21 protein-coding genes are annotated in these 22,018 nt (G+C 62.8%); 13 read left to right on the top strand and 8 right to left on the bottom strand.

Translation table 11 applies throughout. The features are described 5' to 3' along the window. Nucleotides 1-16: 16 nt before the first annotated feature. Entirely contained in the window at nt 17-988 is a 972-nt protein-coding gene (gene tauA, locus GEV38_RS01425) for a taurine ABC transporter substrate-binding protein (RefSeq protein ID WP_041506346.1), read from the bottom strand. 508 nt (nt 989-1,496) lie between these two features. Between tauA and GEV38_RS01430 the strand changes: the two genes are divergently transcribed. The 8 genes from GEV38_RS01430 to GEV38_RS01465 all read left to right on the top strand — a co-directional run bounded on the left by GEV38_RS01430 (nt 1,497) and on the right by GEV38_RS01465 (nt 8,649). Beyond that, nucleotides 1,497-2,831, top strand: a complete 1,335-nt coding sequence (locus GEV38_RS01430) for an OprD family porin (RefSeq protein WP_015268593.1) — start codon at nt 1,497-1,499, stop codon at nt 2,829-2,831. Nucleotides 2,832-2,996: 165 nt separating this feature from the next. Continuing rightward, nucleotides 2,997-3,635 carry a peroxiredoxin gene (locus GEV38_RS01435; RefSeq protein ID WP_013970445.1) on the top strand — a complete coding sequence of 213 codons (639 nt, stop codon included), beginning with the start codon at nt 2,997-2,999 and terminating at the stop codon, nt 3,633-3,635. A 289-nt stretch (nt 3,636-3,924) separates the two neighbouring features. Next, nucleotides 3,925-4,518 (top strand): NADPH-dependent FMN reductase, encoded by a 594-nt coding sequence (gene ssuE / locus GEV38_RS01440; protein WP_054573384.1) that lies wholly within the window; start codon nt 3,925-3,927, stop codon nt 4,516-4,518. An 84-nt stretch (nt 4,519-4,602) separates the two neighbouring features. Continuing rightward, nucleotides 4,603-5,568, top strand: coding sequence for a sulfonate ABC transporter substrate-binding protein (locus tag GEV38_RS01445; protein ID WP_054573385.1), 966 nt, complete (start codon nt 4,603-4,605; stop codon nt 5,566-5,568). 59 nt (nt 5,569-5,627) lie between these two features. Then, nucleotides 5,628-6,776, top strand: coding sequence for an FMNH2-dependent alkanesulfonate monooxygenase (gene ssuD / locus GEV38_RS01450; protein WP_054573386.1), 1,149 nt, complete (start codon nt 5,628-5,630; stop codon nt 6,774-6,776). 10 nt (nt 6,777-6,786) lie between these two features. Next, entirely contained in the window at nt 6,787-7,584 is a 798-nt protein-coding gene (gene ssuC / locus GEV38_RS01455; RefSeq protein ID WP_039614250.1) for an aliphatic sulfonate ABC transporter permease SsuC, read from the top strand. Continuing rightward, nucleotides 7,581-8,393, top strand: coding sequence for an aliphatic sulfonates ABC transporter ATP-binding protein (gene ssuB / locus GEV38_RS01460; RefSeq protein WP_013970450.1), 813 nt, complete (start codon nt 7,581-7,583; stop codon nt 8,391-8,393). The genes ssuC and ssuB overlap by 4 nt, the downstream gene beginning before the upstream one ends. Before the next feature lie 40 nt (nt 8,394-8,433). After that, entirely contained in the window at nt 8,434-8,649 is a 216-nt protein-coding gene (locus GEV38_RS01465) for a molybdopterin-binding protein (RefSeq protein ID WP_003255829.1), read from the top strand. A 127-nt stretch (nt 8,650-8,776) separates the two neighbouring features. Here the strand turns inward: GEV38_RS01465 and GEV38_RS01470 are convergent, their stop codons facing one another. The 4 genes from GEV38_RS01470 to GEV38_RS01485 all read right to left on the bottom strand — a co-directional run bounded on the left by GEV38_RS01470 (nt 8,777) and on the right by GEV38_RS01485 (nt 13,841). Next, entirely contained in the window at nt 8,777-9,403 is a 627-nt protein-coding gene (locus GEV38_RS01470) for a TetR/AcrR family transcriptional regulator (RefSeq protein WP_054573387.1), read from the bottom strand. Next, a complete protein-coding gene (gshA, locus tag GEV38_RS01475) occupies nt 9,403-10,980 on the bottom strand; it encodes a glutamate--cysteine ligase (protein ID WP_015268600.1) in 1,578 nt (525 codons plus the stop codon). The genes GEV38_RS01470 and gshA overlap by 1 nt, the downstream gene beginning before the upstream one ends. Nucleotides 10,981-11,133: 153 nt before the next feature. Then, entirely contained in the window at nt 11,134-11,517 is a 384-nt protein-coding gene (locus tag GEV38_RS01480; protein ID WP_003257433.1) for a PaaI family thioesterase, read from the bottom strand. Continuing rightward, nucleotides 11,517-13,841, bottom strand: coding sequence for a Tex family protein (locus GEV38_RS01485; RefSeq protein ID WP_015268601.1), 2,325 nt, complete (start codon nt 13,839-13,841; stop codon nt 11,517-11,519). Before GEV38_RS01485 ends, GEV38_RS01480 begins: the two co-directional genes overlap by 1 nt. Before the next feature lie 217 nt (nt 13,842-14,058). Here GEV38_RS01485 and ompR point away from each other — a divergent pair, with 217 nt between their 5' ends. Further along, entirely contained in the window at nt 14,059-14,799 is a 741-nt protein-coding gene (gene ompR / locus GEV38_RS01490) for a two-component system response regulator OmpR (protein ID WP_012270052.1), read from the top strand. 13 nt (nt 14,800-14,812) lie between these two features. After that, nucleotides 14,813-16,126 carry an ATP-binding protein gene (locus tag GEV38_RS01495; RefSeq protein WP_013970454.1) on the top strand — a complete coding sequence of 438 codons (1,314 nt, stop codon included), beginning with the start codon at nt 14,813-14,815 and terminating at the stop codon, nt 16,124-16,126. 114 nt (nt 16,127-16,240) lie between these two features. On the opposite strand, the gene rimK is transcribed toward GEV38_RS01495, so the two are convergent. Continuing rightward, nucleotides 16,241-17,146, bottom strand: coding sequence for a 30S ribosomal protein S6--L-glutamate ligase (gene rimK, locus GEV38_RS01500; protein WP_015268602.1), 906 nt, complete (start codon nt 17,144-17,146; stop codon nt 16,241-16,243). Next, a complete protein-coding gene (locus GEV38_RS01505) occupies nt 17,143-17,625 on the bottom strand; it encodes an ATP-dependent zinc protease (RefSeq protein ID WP_003257436.1) in 483 nt (160 codons plus the stop codon). Before GEV38_RS01505 ends, rimK begins: the two co-directional genes overlap by 4 nt. Nucleotides 17,626-17,734: 109 nt before the next feature. Between GEV38_RS01505 and GEV38_RS01510 the strand changes: the two genes are divergently transcribed. Further along, complete coding sequence (locus tag GEV38_RS01510) at nt 17,735-18,136, top strand: RNA-binding S4 domain-containing protein (protein WP_013970457.1); 402 nt, start codon at nt 17,735-17,737, stop codon at nt 18,134-18,136. A 194-nt stretch (nt 18,137-18,330) separates the two neighbouring features. Here the strand turns inward: GEV38_RS01510 and GEV38_RS01515 are convergent, their stop codons facing one another. Further along, nucleotides 18,331-19,125, bottom strand: coding sequence for a phosphatase PAP2 family protein (locus GEV38_RS01515; protein WP_015268603.1), 795 nt, complete (start codon nt 19,123-19,125; stop codon nt 18,331-18,333). A 122-nt stretch (nt 19,126-19,247) separates the two neighbouring features. On the opposite strand from GEV38_RS01515, the gene hslO reads away from it, so the two are divergent. After that, the gene (gene hslO, locus GEV38_RS01520; RefSeq protein WP_015268604.1) at nt 19,248-20,147 is read left to right on the top strand and encodes an Hsp33 family molecular chaperone HslO; all 900 of its coding nucleotides are present in this window, start codon (nt 19,248-19,250) and stop codon (nt 20,145-20,147) included. Between the two features lie 179 nt (nt 20,148-20,326). Beyond that, nucleotides 20,327-21,868 (top strand): phosphoenolpyruvate carboxykinase, encoded by a 1,542-nt coding sequence (locus tag GEV38_RS01525; RefSeq protein ID WP_015268605.1) that lies wholly within the window; start codon nt 20,327-20,329, stop codon nt 21,866-21,868. The last annotated feature ends 150 nt before the right edge of the window (nt 21,869-22,018 follow it).

The following is a 22,018-nucleotide window of genomic DNA, read 5'->3' on the forward strand; positions in this document are numbered from 1 at the left end:
GTCGGTTTCTACAGGCTTAGTTGGGGAGGTACTTGGCGCTGACGTAGGGCGAGTAGTCCGGCAGCACCGCGTCGACCTTGCCTTGCTGCTTGAGGAAGGTGGCCGTGTCGGTCAGCGCCTGGGTGGTCGGTGCGCCCAGTGCATTGGCCTGGTCGGCGGCCAGCGGGTAGACGTTGCCCTGCAGCAGCACCGGGATGTCGGCAGGCTTGGCGCCCGAAAGTTTGGCCAGCTTGCTCACGTTGTCGGGGTTTGCCAGCCAGGCTTGCGGGTTCTTGCGGTAGTCGGCGTAGGCGTCGAGGGTGACCTTGGCGAAGGCCTTGACCACGTCGGGGTGCTTGGCGGCGAAGTCCTTGCGCACGATCCATGCGTCGAAGGTCGGTGCGCCTTTCTCGGCCAGCTCGCCGGAGGTGATCAGCACCTTGCCGTTTTCCTTGGCCACACCCAGGGCCGGGTCCCAGACGTAGGTGGCATCGATGTCGCCGCGCTTCCAGGCGGCAATGATTGCCGGTGGCGCCAGGTTGAGGATCTGCACCTTGGCCGGGTCGATGTTCCAGCTCTTCAGCGCGGCCAGCAGGCTGTAGTGGCCGGTGGAGACGAAAGGCACGGCGACTTTCTTGCCGACCAGGTCTTGCGGAGTCTTGATGCTGTCGCGGGCGACCAGTGCTTCACCGGCGCCAATCTGCGTGGCGATCAGGAAGGTCTCGACCGGCAGCTTGCGGGAGGCTGCGGCGGCCAGCGGGCTGGAGCCCAGGTAGCCGATCTGTACATCGCCGCTGGCTACGGCGGTGATCACGTCGGCGCCGTTATCGAATTTGCGCCAGTCGATGCTGGCCTTGCTGGCTTTTTCGTAATCGCCATCGACCTGCGCCACCTTGGCCGGGTCGACGGTGGTCTGGTAGGCCACGGTCAGGTCAGCAGCTTGGGCCAACCAGCTGGCGCTGGCGAGGGTCAGGGCGGCGAACAGGCGCAGCGGGGCGTGCGGGATCATGGTGAACCTCTCGTCAGGCAATCGGTGTGGTGGATGACGAGAAGGCTAATTGATCTAAGAAATGTAAAATAAATAACTTTTTTGCATTAGCTTAGGAGCCAATGGTTTGAGACGCGTTAACAGGGAAACGCTGTGATTTCGCTCAATGGTGAAATCCGAGAGTGCTGCTAGGCTTTTTCGTCCCGATAGAACGATACGGAATTAGGTTATGAGCAAACGTTTGCAAATAACTATTGGTTATGAAAAGAATGCTGCTTCTAACGAATAGCAGTAATAATTCCTAACATATTCCTTAAAAATCTTACCAATTCATAAAACGGTCATTTTGGATTTATAGGATTGTCATTATCCTGTAGCGCAGCTGGCGTCTTAGACCAAAGTCGCGAAACGTTTAGAAACGATTGACTTTACGGTCACGCTTTGGGACTAAATCGCCAATCCACGGTGAGCGGGGCAGCAGATCCCGCCACCAGAGATACACAAGAATTAGAACGTAGAGGAGCAAAACATGTACAAGTCCAGCCTGGCCCTGGCCGTGGCACTGGGGGTTCTCGCCCAACAAGCAGGCGCTGCCGGTTTCGTTGAAGACAGCAAGCTGTCGCTCAGCTCGCGCACCATGTACTTCAACGATGACAACCGCGAAAGCGGTATCGACCAGAAAGAAAGCGGTCAGGGCTTCAAGCTCGACTACCTGTCTGGTTTCACCGAAGGCACCGTAGGTTTTGGTGTCGACGTCCAGGCTTTGTGGGGCATTCACCTGGATGGTGGCCGTGGTAGCCGTCCAGATGCCAACAACACCTTCTTCCCAAGCGACTCCGATGGTTCGGCAGTTCACGACTGGGCACGCATTGGTGGTAACGCCAAGGCTCGCTTCTCCAAGACCGAGGTCCACTACGGTAGCGCCCTGGCGCCTATGCTGCCGATCCTGGTCTCCAACGACGGCCGTCTGCTGCCGCAGACCTTCGAGGGTGGCACCCTCCAGTCGAAGGAAATCGACAACCTGACCTTCAACGCAGGTCAACTGACCCACGCCATGGGTCGTGCTTCGAGCAACCGTACCGGTCTTTCCGTTTCTGGCGCCTTCCGCGACAGCAACAAGTTCCAGTTCGCCGGTGGTGACTACAAGCTCACTCCCGACCTGACCCTGCAGTACTACTACTCGAACCTGGAAGACTTCTACAAGCAGCACTTCCTGGGTGCTACCCACGTCTTCAAGATCGCCGACAACCAGTCGTTCAAGACCGACCTGCGCTACTTCGATAGCCGCAGCGACGGCAAGAATGGCGAGACCGGTTACGCCTTCGACAACAACGGTGGCTACGCGAAGAACGGGGGCGAGGTCGACAACAAGACCTGGAGCGCCATGTTCACCTACACCCTGGGTGGCCATGCGCTGATGCTCGGTCACCAGCAAGTGGGTGACGATGGTGGTTTCGTCTGGCTGAACCAAGGTAGCGTCCGCAAGGACGGCGCCACTTCCTCGCTGGAAGGCAATGGCGGCGCAAGCTTCTACCTGTTCACCGACAGCATGATCAACCAGTTCGCTCGTGCCGGTGAGAACACCACCTTCGGTCAGTACTCCTATGACTTCGCGTCCCTGGGCGTTCCAGGCCTGAAGGCTTCGGTGGCCTACCTGCGTGGTGACGACATCCGCAACAAGTCGGGCGACGGCAGCTACAACGAATGGGAACGTGACGCACGCGTCGACTACACCATTCAGCAAGGCTCCCTCAAAGGCCTGGGCTTCAGCCTGCGTCAGGGTGTTTACCGTGGTAGCGGCGAAAGCATCGGGGACAAAGACCAGACTCGCTTCATCGTGAACTACACTTACAACTTCCTGTAAGCCGTAGCTGAACAAGAAGCCTCGCCTAGTGCGAGGCTTTTTTGTGTCTGCAATTTCGTATGTTTTTTGGTTATAAACAAATCAGTATTTATTCTTTTTGTTTTTAATCGAATGCAGGCACATTGAACCCACACGGTACAGAACCCAGCACAGGAGCCGCAGCCCATGAGCCTAAAACTCGGCGATATCGCCCCCGATTTCGAACAGGATTCCAGCGAAGGCAAGATCCGCTTCCACGAGTGGCTGGGCAACAGCTGGGGGGTGTTGTTCTCTCACCCAGCCGACTTTACCCCGGTGTGCACCACCGAGCTGGGCCTGACCGCCAAGCTGAAGGACGATTTCGCCAAACGCGGGGTCAAGGCCATCGCCCTGTCGGTGGACCCGGTCGATTCACACCACCGCTGGATCGATGACATCAACGAAACCCAGAACACCGTGGTCAACTTCCCGATCATTGCCGACGCCGACCGCAAGGTGTCCGACTTGTACGACCTGATCCACCCGAATGCCAGCGACACCCTGACCGTGCGCTCGCTGTTCGTCATCGACCCGAACAAGAAGGTGCGCCTGACCATCACCTACCCGGCCAGTACCGGGCGCAACTTCAACGAAATCTTGCGGGTGATCGACTCGCTGCAGCTGACCGACAACCACAAGGTCGCCACGCCAGGTAACTGGCAGGACGGTGACGACGTGGTAATCGTGCCCTCGCTGAAGGACGAGGAAGAGATCAAGCAGCGTTTCCCCAAAGGTTACCGGGCGGTCAAACCCTATCTGCGGCTGACTCCGCAGCCCAATCGTTAAAGGTTTCCTCGTTGCATTGCTCTTAGCCAAAGCAGGGATATTCGGGCCGTTTCGACGGCCCTTTTTTATGCCTGCTGAAACTGCGTGGGCTTCTTCGCGGGTAAACCCGCTCCCACAGGAATAGTGCAAGTCCCAGGCCTTGTGCGATCCCTGTGGGAGCGAGTTTACCCGCGAAAGGGCCAAAACAGGAGATTGATAAAAATGGAATAAACAAATGAAAAAATATGATTTCTAGATATATGCGGTGACTGTTAATGTCACCTCCAACAAAACACAAGGAAGCGCTGCAATGCTGGTCGTCTCAATCGGTGGTAGCCCCAGTACCCGTTCACGCTCCGGCGTGCTGCTGGAGCGTTCTCGCCAGTGGCTGCAGGACCGTGGCGTCGAGGTAGTAACGTTCCAGGTACGTGACTTTCCCGCCGAAGACTTGCTGCACGCCCGTTTCGACAGCCCGCAGGTGCAGCACTTCCAGCAGCTGGTGGCCCAGGCCGATGGCCTGATCGTCGCCACGCCGGTGTACAAGGCCTCGTTCGCCGGTGCCCTGAAAACCTTGCTCGACCTGCTGCCCGAACGCGCCCTGGCACACAAGATCGTGTTGCCGATCGCCACCGGCGGCAGCATCGCCCACATGCTGGCGGTGGATTACGCGCTGAAACCCGTGCTGTCGGCACTCAAGGCGCAAGAGACCCTGCAAGGGATCTTCGCCGACGACAGCCAGGTCGCCTACGCAGAAGGCTCCAGGCCCGCGCAGCTGGTAGCGGCGCTGGAAGAACGCCTGCAGGACGCGCTGGAAACCTTCCACGTTGCACTAGCCCGCCGGCCGCGCCCCGTGGCGCCCGGCATATTGAACGAACGCCTGATCAGCGCTCGCTGGAGCATCTGACCGGCCCAACCCGCTTCATCACCTTACTCGCCCGACAACGAGGCAAGCAGGTGCAACCCGAACCCACTCGCACAGGAGAGCGCCATGCGCACAGTCTTCTTGCGTCGCGGTCTGGTCGCCCTGTTTGCGGCGGCTGTGTCCTTCGGCGCCATCACCCAAGCCCAGGCCGAGAGCCTGCGTATCGGTTACCAGAAATACGGCACCCTGGTGCTGCTAAAGGCCAAGGGCACGCTGGAAAAGCGCCTGGCCGAGCAGGGCGTGCAGGTGCAATGGACCGAGTTCCCCGGCGGCCCGCAACTGCTTGAGGGGCTGAACGTCGGCTCCATCGATTTTGGCGTCACCGGTGAAACCCCGCCGGTGTTCGCCCAGGCCGCCGGTGCCGACCTGCTGTACGTCGCCTACGAGCCGCCAGCACCGCACAGCGAGGCGATCCTGGTGCCGAATGGCTCGCCGATCCAGTCGGTCAAGGACCTCAAGGGCAAGAAAGTCGCCCTCAACAAAGGCTCCAACGTTCACTACCTGCTGGTTCGCGCCCTGGAAGACGCCGGCCTGAAATACAGCGACATCCAGCCGGTGTACCTGCCCCCGGCCGACGCCCGCGCCGCCTTCGAGCGCGGCAGCGTGGACGCCTGGGTGATCTGGGACCCGTACCAGGCTGCCGCCGAGAAACAGCTGCAGGCTCATACCCTGCGTGACGGCAAGGGCCTGGTCGACAACCATCAGTTCTACCTGGCCACCCGCAACTACGCGACCCAGCACCCGGCGGTGATCAACACCCTGATCGAAGAAGTGCGTGCCGTAGGTGAATGGTCCCAGGCCAACCCGCAGGAAGTGACCGACCAGGTCGCGCCGCTGCTCGGCCTGCCCGCCGATATCACCCTGACTTCGGTCAAGCGCCAAGGCTACGGTGCCGCGCCGCTCACCCCGGAAGTGGTGGCCGCGCAACAGAAGATCGCCGACACGTTCCAGGCACTGAAGCTGATTCCCAAGCCGCTGAGCATCAAGGACGTGATCTGGACACCCCCGGCCAAGGTCGCCAGTGCGCCTTGATTGATTCGCCTGCGCCGGGGCGCCGCCCTGGCTGAGCCCCCCTTGAGGAGACAACTCCAATGAGCCTTGACATCTTCTGGTTTCTTCCTACCCACGGTGACGGCAAGTACCTGGGCACCTCCGATGGCGCGCGCGCCGTCGACCATGGCTACCTGCAGCAGATCGCCCAGGCGGCCGACCGGCTCGGCTTTGGTGGCGTGCTGATCCCTACCGGGCGCTCCTGCGAGGACTCCTGGCTGGTCGCGGCATCGCTGATCCCGGTGACCCAGCGGCTGAAGTTCCTGGTCGCCCTGCGCCCCGGGATCATTTCGCCGACCGTGGCGGCACGCCAGGCAGCAACCCTTGATCGCCTGTCCAACGGCCGCGCGCTGTTCAACCTGGTGACCGGTGGCGACCCGGACGAGTTGGCCGGTGACGGCCTGCACCTGAACCATCAGGAACGTTATGAAGCCTCGGTAGAGTTCACCCGTATCTGGCGCAAGGTGCTGGAAGGCGAGGTGGTCGACTACGACGGCAAGCACATCCAGGTGAAGGGCGCCAAGCTGCTCTACCCGCCGATCCAGCAACCACGCCCGCCACTGTATTTCGGTGGTTCCTCCGAAGCCGCACAGGACCTGGCCGCCGAGCAGGTCGAGCTGTACCTGACCTGGGGCGAGCCGCCGAGTGCGGTCGCTGAAAAAATCGCCCAGGTGCGTGAGAAAGCCGCTGCTCAGGGCCGCGAAGTGCGCTTCGGCATCCGCCTGCACGTGATCGTGCGGGAAACCAACGAAGAAGCCTGGGCCGCTGCCGACAAGCTCATCTCGCACCTGGACGACGACACCATCGCTCGTGCACAGGCCTCGCTGGCGCGCTTCGACTCGGTCGGCCAGCAACGCATGGCCGCCCTGCACAACGGTAACCGTGACAAGCTGGAGGTCAGCCCCAACCTGTGGGCCGGTGTCGGCCTGGTGCGTGGCGGTGCCGGTACCGCGCTGGTGGGGGATGGCCGGACCGTCGCGGCACGCGTCAAGGAATACGCCGAGCTGGGCATCGATACCTTCATCTTCTCCGGCTACCCGCACCTGGAAGAGTCGTACCGGGTGGCCGAGCTGCTGTTCCCGCACCTGGATGTGCAACGCCCGGAGCAAGCCAAGGCCGGCGGCTATGTGAGCCCGTTTGGCGAAATGGTGGCCAACGACATCCTGCCCAAGTCCGTTGCGCAGAGCTGAGGGCCAGGCCATGAGTCGTGCAACTTCCAACAACCTTGGCCAGCGCCTGGCGCCATGGGCGCTGCCGGTACTGCTGCTGGCTGCCTGGCAACTGGCGGTCAGCGCCGGCTGGCTGTCGACGCGCATCCTGCCCGCGCCCAGCGCCGTGGTCAGCGCCGGCGTCGAGCTGGTGCGCAGCGGCGAGATCTGGACCCACCTGGCCATCAGTGGCTGGCGTGCCGGGCTGGGCTTCGTCATCGGTGGCAGCATCGGCCTGGTGCTGGGCTTCATCACCGGCCTGTCGAACTGGGGCGAACGCCTGCTCGACAGCTCGGTGCAGATGATCCGCAACGTGCCGCACCTGGCGCTGATCCCGCTGGTGATCCTGTGGTTCGGTATCGACGAGTCGGCAAAGATCTTCCTGGTGGCGCTGGGCACGCTGTTCCCGATCTACCTGAACACCTATCACGGCATCCGCAACGTCGACCCGGCGCTGGTGGAAATGGCGCGCAGCTATGGCTTGTCCGGCTTCAGCCTGTTCCGCCAGGTGATCCTGCCCGGGGCATTGCCTTCGATCCTGGTAGGCGTGCGCTTTGCCCTGGGCTTCATGTGGCTGACCCTGATCGTTGCCGAAACCATTTCGGCCAATGCCGGCATCGGTTACCTGGCGATGAACGCCCGTGAGTTCCTGCAGACCGACGTGGTAGTGCTGGCCATCGTCCTGTATGCCGTGCTCGGCAAGCTTGCCGACCTCGCAGCCCGGGGCCTGGAGCGTGTGTGGCTGCGCTGGCACCCGGCCTATCAAGTGGCGAAGAAGGAGGGCGCATGACCGTACTCAAGGAACAGCCGCCACGCCTGCTGCGTGGCATCCCGCTGGCTTCCAGCGGCCTGCGCAAGACCTTTGGCCAGCGCGAAGTGCTGAAGGGGATCGAGCTGCATATTCCTGCCGGCCAGTTCGTGGCGATCGTCGGCCGTAGTGGCTGCGGCAAGAGCACCTTGCTGCGCCTGCTGGCCGGTCTCGACCAGCCCACTGCAGGCCAGTTGCTGGCCGGTGCCGCGCCGCTGGAACAGGCCCGCGAAGAAACCCGCCTGATGTTCCAGGACGCGCGCCTGCTGCCATGGAAGAAGGTGATCGACAACGTTGGCCTGGGCCTGTCTGGCGACTGGCGCCCGCGTGCGCTGGAAGCGTTGGAGTCGGTTGGCCTGGCCGATCGCGCCAATGAATGGCCGGCGGCTCTGTCGGGTGGCCAGAAGCAGCGTGTGGCCCTGGCCCGGGCGCTGATTCACCAGCCGCGCCTGCTGCTGCTGGACGAGCCGCTCGGTGCGCTGGATGCATTGACCCGTATCGAGATGCAGCAACTGATCGAACGCCTGTGGCGTCAGCACGGCTTCACCGTGTTGCTGGTTACCCACGATGTCAGCGAGGCAGTCGCCGTGGCTGACCGGGTGATCCTGATCGAGGACGGCGAAGTCGGGCTCGACCTCACTGTCGACCTGGCACGGCCTCGGGCGCGTGGTTCGCACCGCCTGGCCGCGCTGGAGAGCGAAGTGCTCAACCGTGTTCTGTCGGCCCCGGGCGCTGCGCCCGAGCCGGATCCTGTAGCCCCTTTGCCCACGCAACTGCGTTGGGCGCACTGACTCACTTACCAGACTGAAGCCATAGAGAAGGAATCAAATCATGACCATCAAAGCCATCAACGTTCGCAACCAGTTCAAAGGCACCGTGAAGGAAATCCTGGAAGGCCCGGTACTGTCGGAAATCGACGTGCAGACTGCCTCGGGCATCGTCACTTCGGTCATCACCACCCGCTCCGTGCGTGAGCTGGAGCTGCAGGTGGGCAGTGAAGTGATTGCCTTCGTGAAATCGACTGAAGTGTCCATCGCCAAGCTGTGATGGGTGTTGGCCATGGGGCTGCTTTGCAGCCCAATCGCCGGCAAGCCAGCTCCCATAGGTGCCCACAAGCTTCAGGCCTTGTGCTGTACCTGTGGGAGCTGGCTTGCCGGCGATGAGGCCATCAAATTTAACGCTTGGCCAGAAATGGCGGCAGATACAACCCCAGATACGCCTCGAACACTCGCTTGCCTTCCTCGGCCATGCGCGGGGTGATCGCCTCATGCAGCTGCACCGACCGCGCATACACCCGGTCACTCAATTCCATGGCCAGGGCAAACACGTCCACATCCACCGGCATCACGGGCAGATGAAAATGCTGGTCGAACAACTTGTGCATCAAGTCGCCCAGTTCCATGTCGTGCTGCCGGTCGGCCTGCACCACTTCGCTCAGGCCATGCTGGGCCAGGATCAGCTGCCGCGCCGCCGCGTCCTCGTTATAGATATTCAGCATCCGCTGCTCGATCAGCCGTGACAGCTCGTGCCAGGTGTTGAACGCACTGCTGTCGATCGGCGCGCTCAGCGCTTCCCGAAAGGCCCGGTGCACATCGGCCGTCAACGCCTCCAGCAGCGCCGGCACGCTGGCGAAGAAGTGGTACACCGACGACGGTGGTATCTGTGCGCGCTCGGCCACGCTGTAGATCGACAGGCTCGCCACCCCCAGCTCGGCCAGCAACTCGCGTGCAGCAGCCAGGATCGCCTCGATCCTGGCCTGGCTGCTGGCGCGCGGCTTGCGCGGGGTGGCAGTGCGGGTCATCAGTTGCTGATCGCCAGGATGCTGGCCTGGTAGGCGCCGACGAACAGGTCGAAGTCGCCGACTTCCTGCTGTTCCAGGCGCGACTGCTCGGCCAGCGAGTCGCGGGCGAGGGTTTCGAAGGCCTGCTGGCGTTCGACCGGCAGTGGCTGCTCGCGGAAGGTTTCGGCGTGAATACGACTCTGGCGCAGGGCGAACTTGACGAAGCTTTCGTTATGCTCGGTCATGCGCGCCAGCACTTGGGCCGACGGGGTCAGCGAGGCGTCGTCGACCTTGGCCTGCTGGGCATCCAGGGCATTGCCGTGCTCTGCACCGCCTTGCGCCTGGTCGAGCAGATCGGCCAGTGGCCGGATTCGCTCGATCAGCTCGCTGGCCCAGGTCTTCAGGCCGATCGGCTGGCCATTGCGGCGCAGTTCCAGGCCCGGGCGTCGGCCTTCCTTGACCACTGTCAGGAAGTTGTTGGTGCACTGGCCGCATTCGCCGTTGTCCAGTTGCGGGCTGTCTTCCAGCGCGCAGAACAGCAGGAACGCGTCGAGGAAGCGCGCCTCGGTCAGGTCGATGCCCACCGGCAGGAACGGGTTGATGTCCAGGCAACGCACTTCCACGTACTGCACGCCGCGCGAGGTCAGGGCCTGGATCGGCCGCTCGCCGGTGTAGGTGACGCGCTTGGGGCGAATGTTCGAGTAGTACTCGTTTTCGATCTGCAGGATGTTGGTGTTCAGCTGTACCCACTCGCCATCCACGTGCGTGCCGACTTCGACGTAAGGCGGGTAGGGCGTGCCCACCGCCTTGCGCAGGCTGTCGGTGTAGCTGGCCAGGTTGTTGTAGCACGGCGTGAGGCCGGCCTGGGCGTTGCTCTGGTAGCCAAGGTCGCTCATGCGCAGGCTGGTGGCGTAGGGCAGGTACAGGGTTTCGGCGTCCAGCTCTTCGAGCTGGTGCGGGCGGCCACGCAGGAAGCCTTTGTCCAGGGCCGGCGAGGCGCCGAACAGGTACATCAGCAGCCAGCTGTAGCGGCGGAAATTACGGATCAGCGCGATATAGGCCGACGACTGGTAGTCGCGGTCGCTCTCGCTGCCGCCTTCTGCGGCGCGCAGCAACGGCCACAGCGCTTCGGGCAGCGAGAAGTTGTAATGGATACCGGCGATGCACTGCATGGTGCGGCCGTAGCGCAGGGCCAGGCCCTTGCGGTAGACATGCTTGAGCTTACCGATGTTCGAGCTGCCGTACTCGGCGATCGGGATGTCCTCCTCGGCTGGCAGCGTGCAGGGCATCGACGGGCTCCACAGATATTCGTCGCCCAGCTTGCTGTAGACGAAACGGTGGGTCTCTTCGAGGCTTTCCAGCACCTTGGCCGGGTCGGGAAGGGCCGGGGTGATGAACTCCAGCAGCGACTCGGAATAATCGGTGGTGATCTGCTCGTTGGTCAGCGCCGATCCCAGGGCTTGCGGATGCGGGGTCTGGGCCAGGCGACCTTCGTCGGTCACGCGCAGACATTCGCGCTCAATACCGTGCAGGCACTGCTTGAGCAGGGGAAGATTGGCGCCGAGCAGGCTCAGGCGGCGGTTGAGGAGGTCGCTCAAGATGTATTCCTTCACGCGTCAGTCGCCCCAATATGGGGGTAGAGATAACGGTCTACAAGGGTAGGAAGAAAGGAACTGGCGTTGTCGCCTGGTTAACGCGGATCCAGCAGTGCCAGCGCACTGCTGAAAATACCGCAGATAATGCTTGGTGAGCTAGAGAACCGCGAAGGTTCCTTGCGCTTTCGCCACCAGCTTGTCGCCCTGAACTACGTCGGCGTCGACCACCAGGGTACGCCGCCCGGCGTGCAGCACGCGGGCGGTGCACAGCACCTCGCCGTCACTGACGGCGCGCATGTAGTTGATCTTGCACTCGATGGTGACGCTTTGCTGGTCAAAACCATGGCTGGCCGAGCAGGCCAGGCCCATGGCGATGTCCACCAGGCTGAAGATCGCCCCGCCGTGCAGCTTCTGGCCACGGTTGCGCAAGTGTGGCTCGAGCGCCAGGGCTACCTCGGCAACACCTGTCTCCAGGCGTTGCAGGCGGCAGCCGAGGAGCTGGCTGAAGGCGCTTTCGACGTATTCGCGTGGAACGTCCATCACTTCTTCTTCAGCTGCTTGGCGTTGGCGAACAGGGCTGCCATGGCGTTGTTGGCCGGTGCTGCGGTGGCGGTTTCGCGCTGGCGCGGCGCCTGCTGCTGGCGGTTGCCGCCATTGCCACGGTTACCGCCGCGGTTGCCATCGACCTTCTCGCCAGGGGTGTCGCTCATGCGCATGGACAGGCCGACACGCTTGCGCGGGATGTCCACTTCCATGACCTTGACCTTGACCACGTCGCCGGCCTTGACCGCTTCACGCGGGTCCTTGATGAACTTCTCGGACAGCGCCGAAATGTGCACCAGGCCGTCCTGGTGCACGCCGATGTCGACGAAGGCACCGAAGTTGGTGACGTTGGTCACCACGCCTTCGAGGATCATGCCCGGTTCCAGGTCCTTGAGGTCTTCGACGCCGTCCTGGAAGGTGGCGGTCTTGAACTCGGGGCGTGGGTCGCGGCCAGGCTTGTCCAGTTCTTGCAGGATGTCGGTGACGGTCGGCAGGCCGAAGGTTTCATCGGTAAATTTCTTCGGGTCCAGGCGCTTGAGGAAGCTGCTGTCACCGATCAGCGAGCGGATGTCACGGCCGGTATCGGCGGCAATCCGTTGCACCAGCGGGTAGGCCTCGGGGTGCACCGCGGAGGCATCCAGCGGGTTGTCGCCGTTCATCACACGCAGGAAGCCGGCGGCTTGTTCGAAGGTTTTCTCACCCAGGCGGCTGACCTTTTTCAGTGCCGCGCGAGTGGCGAACGGGCCGTTGGCATCGCGATGGGCGACGATGTTCTGCGCCAGGGTAGCGTTAAGGCCGGAGATGCGCGTCAGCAGGGCCACCGAGGCGGTGTTGACGTCCACGCCCACGGCGTTCACGCAGTCCTCGACCACGGCGTCCAGGCCGCGCGCCAGTTTCAGTTGAGACACGTCATGCTGGTACTGGCCGACACCGATGGATTTCGGGTCGATCTTCACCAGCTCGGCCAGCGGGTCCTGCAGGCGGCGGGCAATCGACACGGCGCCACGGATCGACACGTCCAGGTCCGGGAATTCGCGGGCGGCCAGTTCCGATGCGGAGTACACCGAAGCGCCGGCCTCGGAAACCATGATCTTGGTGATCTTCAGCGCTGGGTACTTCTTGACCAGCTCCGCCACCAGCTTGTCGCTTTCGCGGCTGGCGGTGCCGTTACCGATGGCGATCAGCTCCACCGAGTGCTTGGCGCATAGTGCAGCCATGATCGAAATGGTGCGGTCCCAGTCGTTCTTCGGCGCGTGCGGGTAGACCGTGGTGTGGTCCAGCAACTTGCCTGTGGCATCGACCACGGCGATCTTGCAGCCGGTACGCAGGCCCGGGTCGAAGCCCAGGGTGGCGCGCGGGCCGGCCGGGGCGGCCAGCAGCAGGTCGTGCAGGTTGTGGGCGAACACATTGATCGCCTCGCCTTCGGCGTTGTCGCGCAGCTCGCCGAACAGGTCGGTTTCCAGGTGGGTGTAGAGCTTGACCTTCCAGGTCCAGCGCACCACTTCGCCCAGCCACTTGTCGGCCGGGCGGTTGCGGTTCTCGATGCCGACGTGGTTGCCGATCATCAGTTCGCACGGGTGCAGGGTGCCGGGCAGTTCTTCGCCGACTTTCAGCGAGGCGCTCAGCACGCCTTCGTTACGCCCGCGGAAAATTGCCAGGGCGCGGTGCGACGGCGCGTTGCGCAGCAGTTCGTCATGGGCGAAGTAGTCACGGAACTTGGCGCCTTCCTCTTCCTTGCCAGGCACGACGCGGGCGCTGAGCACCGACTCCTGCTTGAGGAAGCTGCGCAGCTTGTCGAGCAGGGCGGCGTCTTCGGCGAAGCGCTCCATGAGGATGTACTTGGCGCCTTCCAGCGCGGCCTTGACGTCGGCCACGCCCTTGTCGGCGTTGACGAAGCGTGCGGCTTCGCTTTCCGGGGCAAGGTCTGGGTTGTTGAACAGGCCGTCGGCCAGCTCGCCGAGGCCGGCTTCCAGGGCGATCTGGCCCTTGGTGCGGCGCTTCTGCTTGTACGGCAGGTACAGGTCTTCGAGGCGGGTCTTGGTATCGGCCAGCTTGATCTCGCGGGCCAGTTCCGGGGTCAGCTTGCCCTGCTCCTCGATGCTGGCCAGGATGCTGGCACGGCGCTCGTCGAGTTCGCGCAGGTAGCGCAGGCGCTCTTCCAGATGGCGCAGCTGGGTGTCGTCCAGGCTACCGGTCACTTCCTTGCGGTAGCGGGCGATGAAGGGCACGGTCGAGCCTTCGTCCAACAGGCCCACGGCCGCCTCGACCTGCTGGGGGCGTACGCCCAGTTCCTCGGCGATACGGCTGTTGATGCTGTCCATGTAAACCACCTGACATTTGTGAATACGGGGGTCGCCTGTGGGCCTGTCGCCCGGCGGCGCTGGATGAAAGCCGCGCATTATACCCATCGCAAACGGCTTGCGGTGATGGCGCCCGGCCAGCCGGAACTGGCGCCGGGGGAAAAATCTGCTAACAATGCTCACGCAACGTGCAGCAATGGCTACGCCATAATGCGCGGCGATATCAGAGGAGTTATTCATGACCGGCACGCCAAACACCGCTGAAGGTGACAAGATTCTCATCGTCGACGACGACCCGGGGCTGAGCAGCCTGCTGGAACGTTTCTTCACCAGCAAGGGCTACCGTGCCCGCGCGGTGCCCAACACCGAGCAGATGGACCGCCTGCTGCAGCGTGAGGTGTTCAACCTGGTGGTTCTCGACCTGATGCTGCCCGGCGAGGATGGCCTGTCGGCGTGCAAGCGCCTGCGCCAGCAGAACAACCAGATCCCGATCATCATGCTCACCGCCAAGGGCGACGAGCTCAGCCGTATCAAGGGCCTGGAGCTGGGCGCTGACGATTATCTGGGCAAGCCGTTCAACCCCGACGAGCTGATGGCCCGGGTCAAGGCCGTGCTGCGCCGCCAGGCACCGAGCGTGCCGGGTGCGCCGGGTAGCGAAGACGAGTCGGTCACCTTCGGCGACTACGAGCTGTCGCTGGCCACCCGCGAACTCAAGCGTGGCGACGAAGTGCACATGCTCACTACCGGCGAGTTCGCCGTGCTCAAGGCGCTGGTGATGCACGCGCGCGAGCCGCTGACCCGCGACAAGCTGATGAACCTGGCGCGTGGCCGTGAATGGGATGCGCTGGAACGCTCCATCGACGTGCAGATCTCGCGTCTGCGCCGCATGATCGAGCCGGACCCGTCCAAGCCGCGTTATATCCAGACCGTGTGGGGCGTGGGCTACGTGTTCGTGCCGGACGGAAACGCCGGTAAATGATGCCGCGCCGTCGATGAAAACACCGCTCTGGTTTCCGCAAAGTTTCTTCGCCCGCACCCTGTGGCTGGTGTTGATCGTCGTCTTGTTCTCCAAGGCCTTGACCCTGGTCTACCTGCTGATGAACGAGGACGTGCTGGTCGACCGTCAGTACAGCCACGGTGTTGCGCTGACCCTGCGCGCCTATTGGGCAGCCGACGAAGAAAACCGCGACAAGATCGCCGAAGCGGCAGGCCTTATCCGGGTCACCGGCTCGGGCGTGCCCGAGGGTGAGCAGCACTGGCCCTACAGCGAAATCTACCAACGGCAGATGCAGGCCGAGTTGGGCGAAGACACCGAGGTACGGTTGCGCATTCATGCACCGCCGGCGTTGTGGGTCAATGCGCCAAGCCTGGGGCCGGGCTGGTTGAAGGTACCGCTGTACCCGCACCCGCTGCGTGGGCAGAAGATCTGGAACGTGCTGGGTTGGTTCCTGGCCATCGGCCTGTTGTCCACAGCTTCGGCCTGGATCTTCGTGCGCCAGCTGAACCAGCCGCTCAAGCGCCTGGTGTTCGCCGCCCGGCAACTGGGCCAGGGGCGCAGCGTGCGCCTGCCGATCAGCGATACGCCCAGCGAGATGACCGAGGTGTACAAGGCCTTCAACCAGATGGCTGAGGATGTCGAGCAGGCCGGGCGCGAGCGCGAGCTGATGCTGGCCGGGGTTTCCCACGACCTGCGCACACCGCTGACGCGCCTGCGCCTGTCGTTGTCGTTGCTGGACAGCGACAGCGAACTGAGTGACGACATGGTCCGCGATATCGAGGACATGGACGCGATCCTCGACCAGTTCCTGGCCTTTATCCGCGACGGCCGTGACGAGCCGGTTGAGGAGGTCGACCTGGCCGACCTGGTGCGCGAAGTGGTGGCGCCGTACAACCAGCCGGAAGAACGGGTGCGGCTGTGCCTGGAGCCGATCCCACCGTTCCCGCTGCGCCGGGTTTCGCTCAAGCGCATGCTGGGCAACCTGATCGGCAATGCCCTGCACCACGCCGGCAAGGGGGTCGAGGTGGCCGCCTATGTGTCGGGCGACGAGAGTGCGCCGTATGTGGTGCTGAGCGTACTGGACCGCGGGACGGGGATCGACGAGTCGGAGCTGGAGACCATCTTCAACCCGTTCATTCGTGGTGACCGGGCCCGGGGGGGCAAGGGCACCGGGCTGGGGCTGGCGATCGTCAAGCGGATCGCGGCGCAGCATGGCGGGAATGTGGAGTTGCGCAATCGGTCCGGGGGTGGGATCGAGGCGCGGGTACGGTTGCCTTTGGGGCTGTTGCTGCCGCGTAATGCCGTGTGATTGCCGGGGCCGCTTTGCGGCCCTTTCGCGACACAAGGCCGCTCCTACAGGGGGCGAGATCCCTTGTAGCAGCAGCCTTGTGCTGCGAATGGGCTGCGCAGCAGCCCCAAAATCTCAGCCCTTACCCTTGGTCCGAGTCTGATTAGGCCCGCCATTCTTCTCCAGATGCTCGATGATCATGCCGGCCACGTTCTTGCCGGTGGTCACTTCGATGCCTTCCAGCCCCGGCGACGAGTTCACCTCCATCACCAGCGGCCCGTGGTTGGAGCGCAGGATATCCACACCCGCCACACTCAAGCCCATCACCTTGGCCGCGCGAATGGCGGTCATGCGTTCTTCCGGGGTGATCTTGATCAGGCTGGCCACCCCACCGCGGTGCAGGTTGGAGCGAAATTCCCCCGGCTTGGCCTGGCGCTTCATCGACGCGATGACCTTGTCGCCGACCACGAAGCAGCGGATATCCGCGCCACCCGCTTCCTTGATGTATTCCTGCACCATGATGTTCTGCTTCAACCCCATGAACGCCTCGATCACCGATTCGGCGGCCTTGGTGGTTTCGCACAGCACCACGCCGATGCCCTGTGTACCTTCCAGCACCTTGATCACCAGCGGGGCGCCGTTGACCATCTGGATCAGGTCGGGGATGTCGTCCGGCGAGTGGGCGAAGCCGGTAATCGGCAGGCCGATGCCGCGCCGCGACAGCAATTGCAGTGAACGCAGCTTGTCGCGGGAGCGGGCTATCGCTACCGACTCGTTGAGCGGATACACACCCATCATCTCGAACTGGCGCAGCACTGCGCAGCCATAGAAGGTCACCGATGCACCGATGCGCGGGATCACCGCATCGAAGCCTTCCAGCGGCTTGCCGCGGTAGTGGATCTGCGGTTTGTGGCTGGCAATGTTCATGTAGGCCCGCAGGGTGTCGATCACCACCATTTCGTGGCCCCGCTGGGTACCGGCTTCGACCAGGCGGCGGGTGGAATACAGACGCGGATTGCGCGACAGCACAGCGATCTTCATGCAGCACCTGTGGCAGTAGAAAGGGTGGCCGGGAAGGCCGGTTTGTCTTGTACGTATTTGAGGCCAGGGTTGACCACCAGCTGACCATGGATCAGGGCCTTGGAACCCAGCAACAGGCGATAACGCATGTTCTTGCGGCAGGCCAGGGTGAACTCCACTTCCCACACACCGTCGCCCAGGGCCAGTGACGTGCGGATGACATAGCGGGTCTGGGCCTGGCCGTTGGAGCTCTTGATGGTTTTCATGGTCACCAGCGGTGCCTCGCAGCGGCGGTGGCGCAACTGCACCACCGAGCCAAGATGTGCGGTAAAGCGGACCCAGGGCTGGCCGTCGCGCTCGAACGGTTCCACTTCGGTGGCGTGCAGGCTGGAGGTGCTGGCACCGGTGTCGATCTTGGCGCGCAGCCCGGCCACTCCAAGGTCGGGCAGGGCGACCCACTCGCGCAGGCCGATCACAGTCAAATGGTCAAATGTCTTCACGAAACGCACCCTGCGGATGAGGTGGTGAACTGTAAGCACGGCGGGGATTTTTTGCATCCGATCGTTACGGTAGTACAGTTCGATGAAACACAGCGTTCGAGGTAACGGGATGGCACAAAAAGCCGAAGACGACGACAAGGTCCGCCTGGACAAATGGCTGTGGGCGGCACGCTTCTACAAGACTCGCGCGCTGGCCAAGGCTGCGATCGAGAGCGGCAAGGTGCATTGCCGGGGTGAGCGCTGCAAGCCGGGCAAGGAGCCGCGGGTGGGTGACGAGTTCGTGCTGCGCACCGGATTCGACGAGCGCACCGTGGTGGTGAAGGCTCTGTCGGTGGTGCGGCGTGGGGCGCCAGAGGCGCAGACGTTGTACGAAGAGACCGAGGACAGCGTGCGCCGGCGTGAACAGGCGGCGGAACTGCGCAAGGCCGGGGCGATGGGCGTGACCACCGATGGGCGGCCGACCAAGAAGCAGCGGCGGCAGATTCACCAGTTGCATGGGAGCTTCGAATAGCCGGGGCCGTTTTGCGGCCCATCGCCGGCAAGCCAGCTCCCACAGGTACTGCGCAAGCCCTGAAACTTGTGCAATCCCTGTGGGAGCTGGCTTGCCGGCGATGAGGCCACGGCAGCCAGCACAAGGCCTGAGGCCTGCGCCCCCCTGTAGGAGCGGCCTTGTGCCGCGATGGGCTACGCAGTAGCCCCAAGGATCTAGCGGGTCACCGCCAAGCGCCCGACCAACGGTAACTTGGCCGCTATCGCGAACAACGGCGCCGTCCAGCGCAGCAGCACTGCACTCCCCTTGGCCGCCAGCGGCGTATAGCAGCTCCAGCCCAACGCCAGCACCGCCATCAGCAGCCCGCCGATGTAGTCATCCTGCCCCCAGTGGGCACCGGCCACCAGGCGCGGCAACATGAACAATACCGCCAGCCCCCAGACCACCAGGTACTGCACCAGGCGGCGGCTGAACACGCTCATGAACAGCGCCCAGACCAGCAGTACCGAGGCATGATCCCCCGGGAAACTCTTGCTGGAACGGTCCTTGAGCTCCCAGGCCGCCTCCAGGTTCGGATAGTAGTCGCTGAGGTGCACCACCTCGTCGAACATCATCGACGGGCTCTTGTGCTGCCAGCCGGCTGCATCCACCCACTTGGAAAACAGCGCGCGAATCACCACTAAGAGGATTAGCGTGACCAGGAAGCCGAAAAAGGCCTGGCGCACCTGGGTTGCCTTGAACACCCAGTCACCACGGATAAGCACTGCCAGAAGGATCAGGCCGACGACGATGTCGAATGGGCGCAGGCTACCGACGGTCCAGATGTAGCGCCAGGTGGTGTTGTCGGCCAGCGGCGCATTCAGGCTGTGGAACAGCCACTCGTCGAAAGTCAGGCACAAGATCTGGCCAATGGGCCATAACCAGAAACACAGTAGAGCGATAGGAAGCAGCGTACAGGCTGCCAATGGCCCCCAGGACCACCTTGCTTGGAACAGTGGTCGATTGTCCATAAAATACCTCTATTGCAAACAGGAATCGGAGCGCCTTGTGAGCGCTCTGTCACGGGGTTCTCGCATGTTTTCCGACAACCCTTGTAACCATTTTGTCATCATTTTTCAGATAGCCAAAACCTATGAGCGACTTGCCTGATACCGATTTCACCCAACGTTTCATCTTCGACGAGCGCGATGTGCGCGGCGAGTGGGTGTCTCTCGATGACAGCTACGCCGCGGTGCTGGCGCGTCATGAGTACCCGCAGCCGGTGCAGGCACTGCTGGGCGAGCTGATGGCCGCCACCGCCTTGCTGGTGGGGGCGCTGAAGTTCGACGGCCTGCTGATTCTGCAGGCGCGTTCCGCAGGGCCGATCCCGCTGTTGATGGTCGAATGTTCGGGTGACCGGGACATCCGTGGCATGGCCCGTTACGAAGCGGACCAGATCCCGGCGGATGCTACCCTGTCGCAGCTGATGCCCGACGGCCACCTGACCCTGACCATCGATCCCGTCAAGGGCCAGCGCTACCAGGGCACCGTCGACCTCGACGGCGCCACCCTGTCGGAGTGCTTCACCAACTACTTCGTCCAGTCGCAACAGCTCAACACGCGCTTCTGGCTCAACGCCGAAGGCGGCAAGGCCCGTGGTCTGCTGCTGCAGCAACTGCCGCGCGATCGCCAGCCGGACGATGAAGAGCGTGAAGAAAGCTGGCAGCACGTTGTGGCATTGGCCACCACGCTCAAGGCCGATGAGTGGGCGCTGGACAACGAAACCCTGCTGCACCGCCTGTACCACGAAGATGCCGTGCGCCTGTTCGATATCCAGCCGTTGCGCTTCAACTGCAGCTGCTCTCGCGAACGTTCCGGCAATGCGCTGGTCAGTTTGGGCGAGCACGATGCCAAGGCGCTGGTGGAAGAATGCGGCGGGCAGGTGGAGATCGATTGCCAGTTCTGCAACGAGCGCTATTTCTTCGACGCCAGCGATGTGGCGCAACTGTTTGCCGGTGGCGGCACTGACGTAGCCTCAGAAACTCGTCACTGAAACGTTTAACTACAGGACAATCTCCTGTCGAATTGCGCAAAAGCGCAGTTCTGACAGGAGGGGCCTACTTTTTTTGGGCGTTTCTGGCATAATCCGGCCACTTTTTTCGCTGTAGTAGTTTTTTCAAGACAACTACAAAACGTTTGGAGCACTCGGCCTCGGGCCGGATGGGGTATCTCATGACGCAAGCCAACAACACCGTGTACACCGACCTGAGCGTCGATGAGCTGGTAAAAGAAGCGCTGCAACGCGGTGAAGGCGTACTAGCCGATACTGGCGCACTGGTCGTGGAGACCGGTCACCGTACTGGCCGTTCGCCGGCTGACCGTTTCATCGTCGAAGAGCCTTCCACCCAGGACGCCATTGCCTGGGGCCCGATCAACCGCAAGTTCCCGGCCGACAAGTTCGATGCCCTGTGGGACCGCGTCGAGGCGTTCAACAACGCCCAGGATCACTTCGTTTCCTACGTTCACGTAGGGGCGGCCGCCGAGCACTACCTGCCGGTGAAGATGACCACCCAGACTGCCTGGCAGAACCTGTTCGGTCGTTGCCTGTTCATCAACCCGGAGCAGTACAACCCGGCTGGCCGTGGCGAGTGGCAGGTCCTCAACGTCGCCAACTTCGTGTGCGAGCCTGAGCGTGACGGCACCAACTCCGATGGTTGCGTGATCATCAACTTCGCCCAGAAGAAGGTGCTGATCGCTGGCATGCGCTACGCCGGCGAAATGAAGAAAGCCATGTTCTCGGTGCAGAACTTCCTGCTGCCGGCTGCCGACGTGCTGCCGATGCACTGCGCCGCCAACATCGGCGAAGCAGGCGATGTGACCTTGTTCTTCGGCCTGTCCGGCACCGGCAAGACCACCCTGTCGGCCGACGAAAGCCGTTACCTGATCGGTGACGACGAGCACGGCTGGGGCGAGGGCGTGGTCTTCAACATCGAAGGCGGCTGCTACGCCAAGTGCATCGACTTGTCCGAGAAGAACGAGCCGGTCATCTGGAAAGCCATCAAGCATGGCGCCGTGTTGGAAAACGTCGTCCTCGACGCCAACAAGCACGCCGACTACACCGATGTCAGCCTGACCCAGAACAGCCGTGCGGCCTACCCGCTGGAGCACGTTGCCAAGCGTTCCGCAGCGAACCTGGGCGGCGAGCCGAACGCAGTCATCTTCCTGACCTGCGACCTGACTGGTGTTCTGCCTCCGGTTTCGATCCTGAACAACGAGCAGGCTGCCTACCACTTCCTGTCCGGCTACACCGCGCTGGTCGGTTCCACCGAAATGGGTTCGGGCAGCGGCATCAAGTCGACTTTCTCCACCTGCTTCGGCGCCCCGTTCTTCCCGCGCCCGGCTGGCGAGTACGCCGAGCTGCTGATCAAGCGTATCAAGGGCTTCGACTCGAAGGTCTACCTGGTCAACACCGGCTGGACCGGCGGTGGCTACGGCGTTGGCAAGCGCTTCAGCATCCCGACCACACGTGCCGTGATCGCTGCGATCCAGAGCGGCGCGCTGATCGGTGCCGAAACCGAGCACCTGGACATCATCAACCTGGACGTGCCTAAGGCCGTTCCGGGCGTTGATACCGAGCTGCTCAACCCGCGCACCAACTGGGCTGACAAGGCTGCCTACGACGAGGCCGCCAAAGGCCTGGCCAAGCTGTTCATCGAAAACTTCAAGAAGTTCGAAGTTTCCGACGCCATCAAGGCCGCTGGCCCGCAGCTGTAAGCTGCACCCGCCCGCAACGAGAAAGCCGCCCCTTGGGGCGGCTTTTTTGTTTTCTGATTCCCGGCGAGTGCAGTCTCTTGTAGGAGCGTGACCCGCGAAGAGGCCGGCACAAGCAGCGGAAATCCGGTTTTTCTGTTTCACTGTCAGCAT

This window comes from Pseudomonas sp. 13159349, from assembly GCF_013305685.1.
In the GTDB taxonomy this organism is placed as follows: domain Bacteria; phylum Pseudomonadota; class Gammaproteobacteria; order Pseudomonadales; family Pseudomonadaceae; genus Aquipseudomonas; species Aquipseudomonas asiatica.

Bases quoted from the DNA above. Each gene is read 5' to 3' on its own strand.
- hslO (WP_015268604.1), top strand. From the start codon at position 19,248: ATGAGCGACTTGCCTGATACCGATTTCACCCAACGTTTCATCTTCGAC.
- GEV38_RS01525 (WP_015268605.1), top strand. From the start codon at position 20,327: ATGACGCAAGCCAACAACACCGTGTACACCGACCTGAGCGTCGATGAG.
- GEV38_RS01510 (WP_013970457.1), top strand. From the start codon at position 17,735: ATGGCACAAAAAGCCGAAGACGACGACAAGGTCCGCCTGGACAAATGG.
- ompR (WP_012270052.1), top strand. From the start codon at position 14,059: ATGACCGGCACGCCAAACACCGCTGAAGGTGACAAGATTCTCATCGTC.
- GEV38_RS01430 (WP_015268593.1), top strand. From the start codon at position 1,497: ATGTACAAGTCCAGCCTGGCCCTGGCCGTGGCACTGGGGGTTCTCGCC.
- rimK (WP_015268602.1), bottom strand. From the start codon at position 17,146: ATGAAGATCGCTGTGCTGTCGCGCAATCCGCGTCTGTATTCCACCCGC.
- GEV38_RS01435 (WP_013970445.1), top strand. From the start codon at position 2,997: ATGAGCCTAAAACTCGGCGATATCGCCCCCGATTTCGAACAGGATTCC.
- GEV38_RS01470 (WP_054573387.1), bottom strand. From the start codon at position 9,403: ATGACCCGCACTGCCACCCCGCGCAAGCCGCGCGCCAGCAGCCAGGCC.
- GEV38_RS01515 (WP_015268603.1), bottom strand. From the start codon at position 19,125: ATGGACAATCGACCACTGTTCCAAGCAAGGTGGTCCTGGGGGCCATTG.
- ssuC (WP_039614250.1), top strand. From the start codon at position 6,787: ATGAGTCGTGCAACTTCCAACAACCTTGGCCAGCGCCTGGCGCCATGG.
- GEV38_RS01480 (WP_003257433.1), bottom strand. From the start codon at position 11,517: ATGGACGTTCCACGCGAATACGTCGAAAGCGCCTTCAGCCAGCTCCTC.
- ssuD (WP_054573386.1), top strand. From the start codon at position 5,628: ATGAGCCTTGACATCTTCTGGTTTCTTCCTACCCACGGTGACGGCAAG.
- GEV38_RS01465 (WP_003255829.1), top strand. From the start codon at position 8,434: ATGACCATCAAAGCCATCAACGTTCGCAACCAGTTCAAAGGCACCGTG.
- GEV38_RS01445 (WP_054573385.1), top strand. From the start codon at position 4,603: ATGCGCACAGTCTTCTTGCGTCGCGGTCTGGTCGCCCTGTTTGCGGCG.
- ssuB (WP_013970450.1), top strand. From the start codon at position 7,581: ATGACCGTACTCAAGGAACAGCCGCCACGCCTGCTGCGTGGCATCCCG.
- GEV38_RS01495 (WP_013970454.1), top strand. From the start codon at position 14,813: ATGAAAACACCGCTCTGGTTTCCGCAAAGTTTCTTCGCCCGCACCCTG.
- GEV38_RS01485 (WP_015268601.1), bottom strand. From the start codon at position 13,841: ATGGACAGCATCAACAGCCGTATCGCCGAGGAACTGGGCGTACGCCCC.
- tauA (WP_041506346.1), bottom strand. From the start codon at position 988: ATGATCCCGCACGCCCCGCTGCGCCTGTTCGCCGCCCTGACCCTCGCC.
- ssuE (WP_054573384.1), top strand. From the start codon at position 3,925: ATGCTGGTCGTCTCAATCGGTGGTAGCCCCAGTACCCGTTCACGCTCC.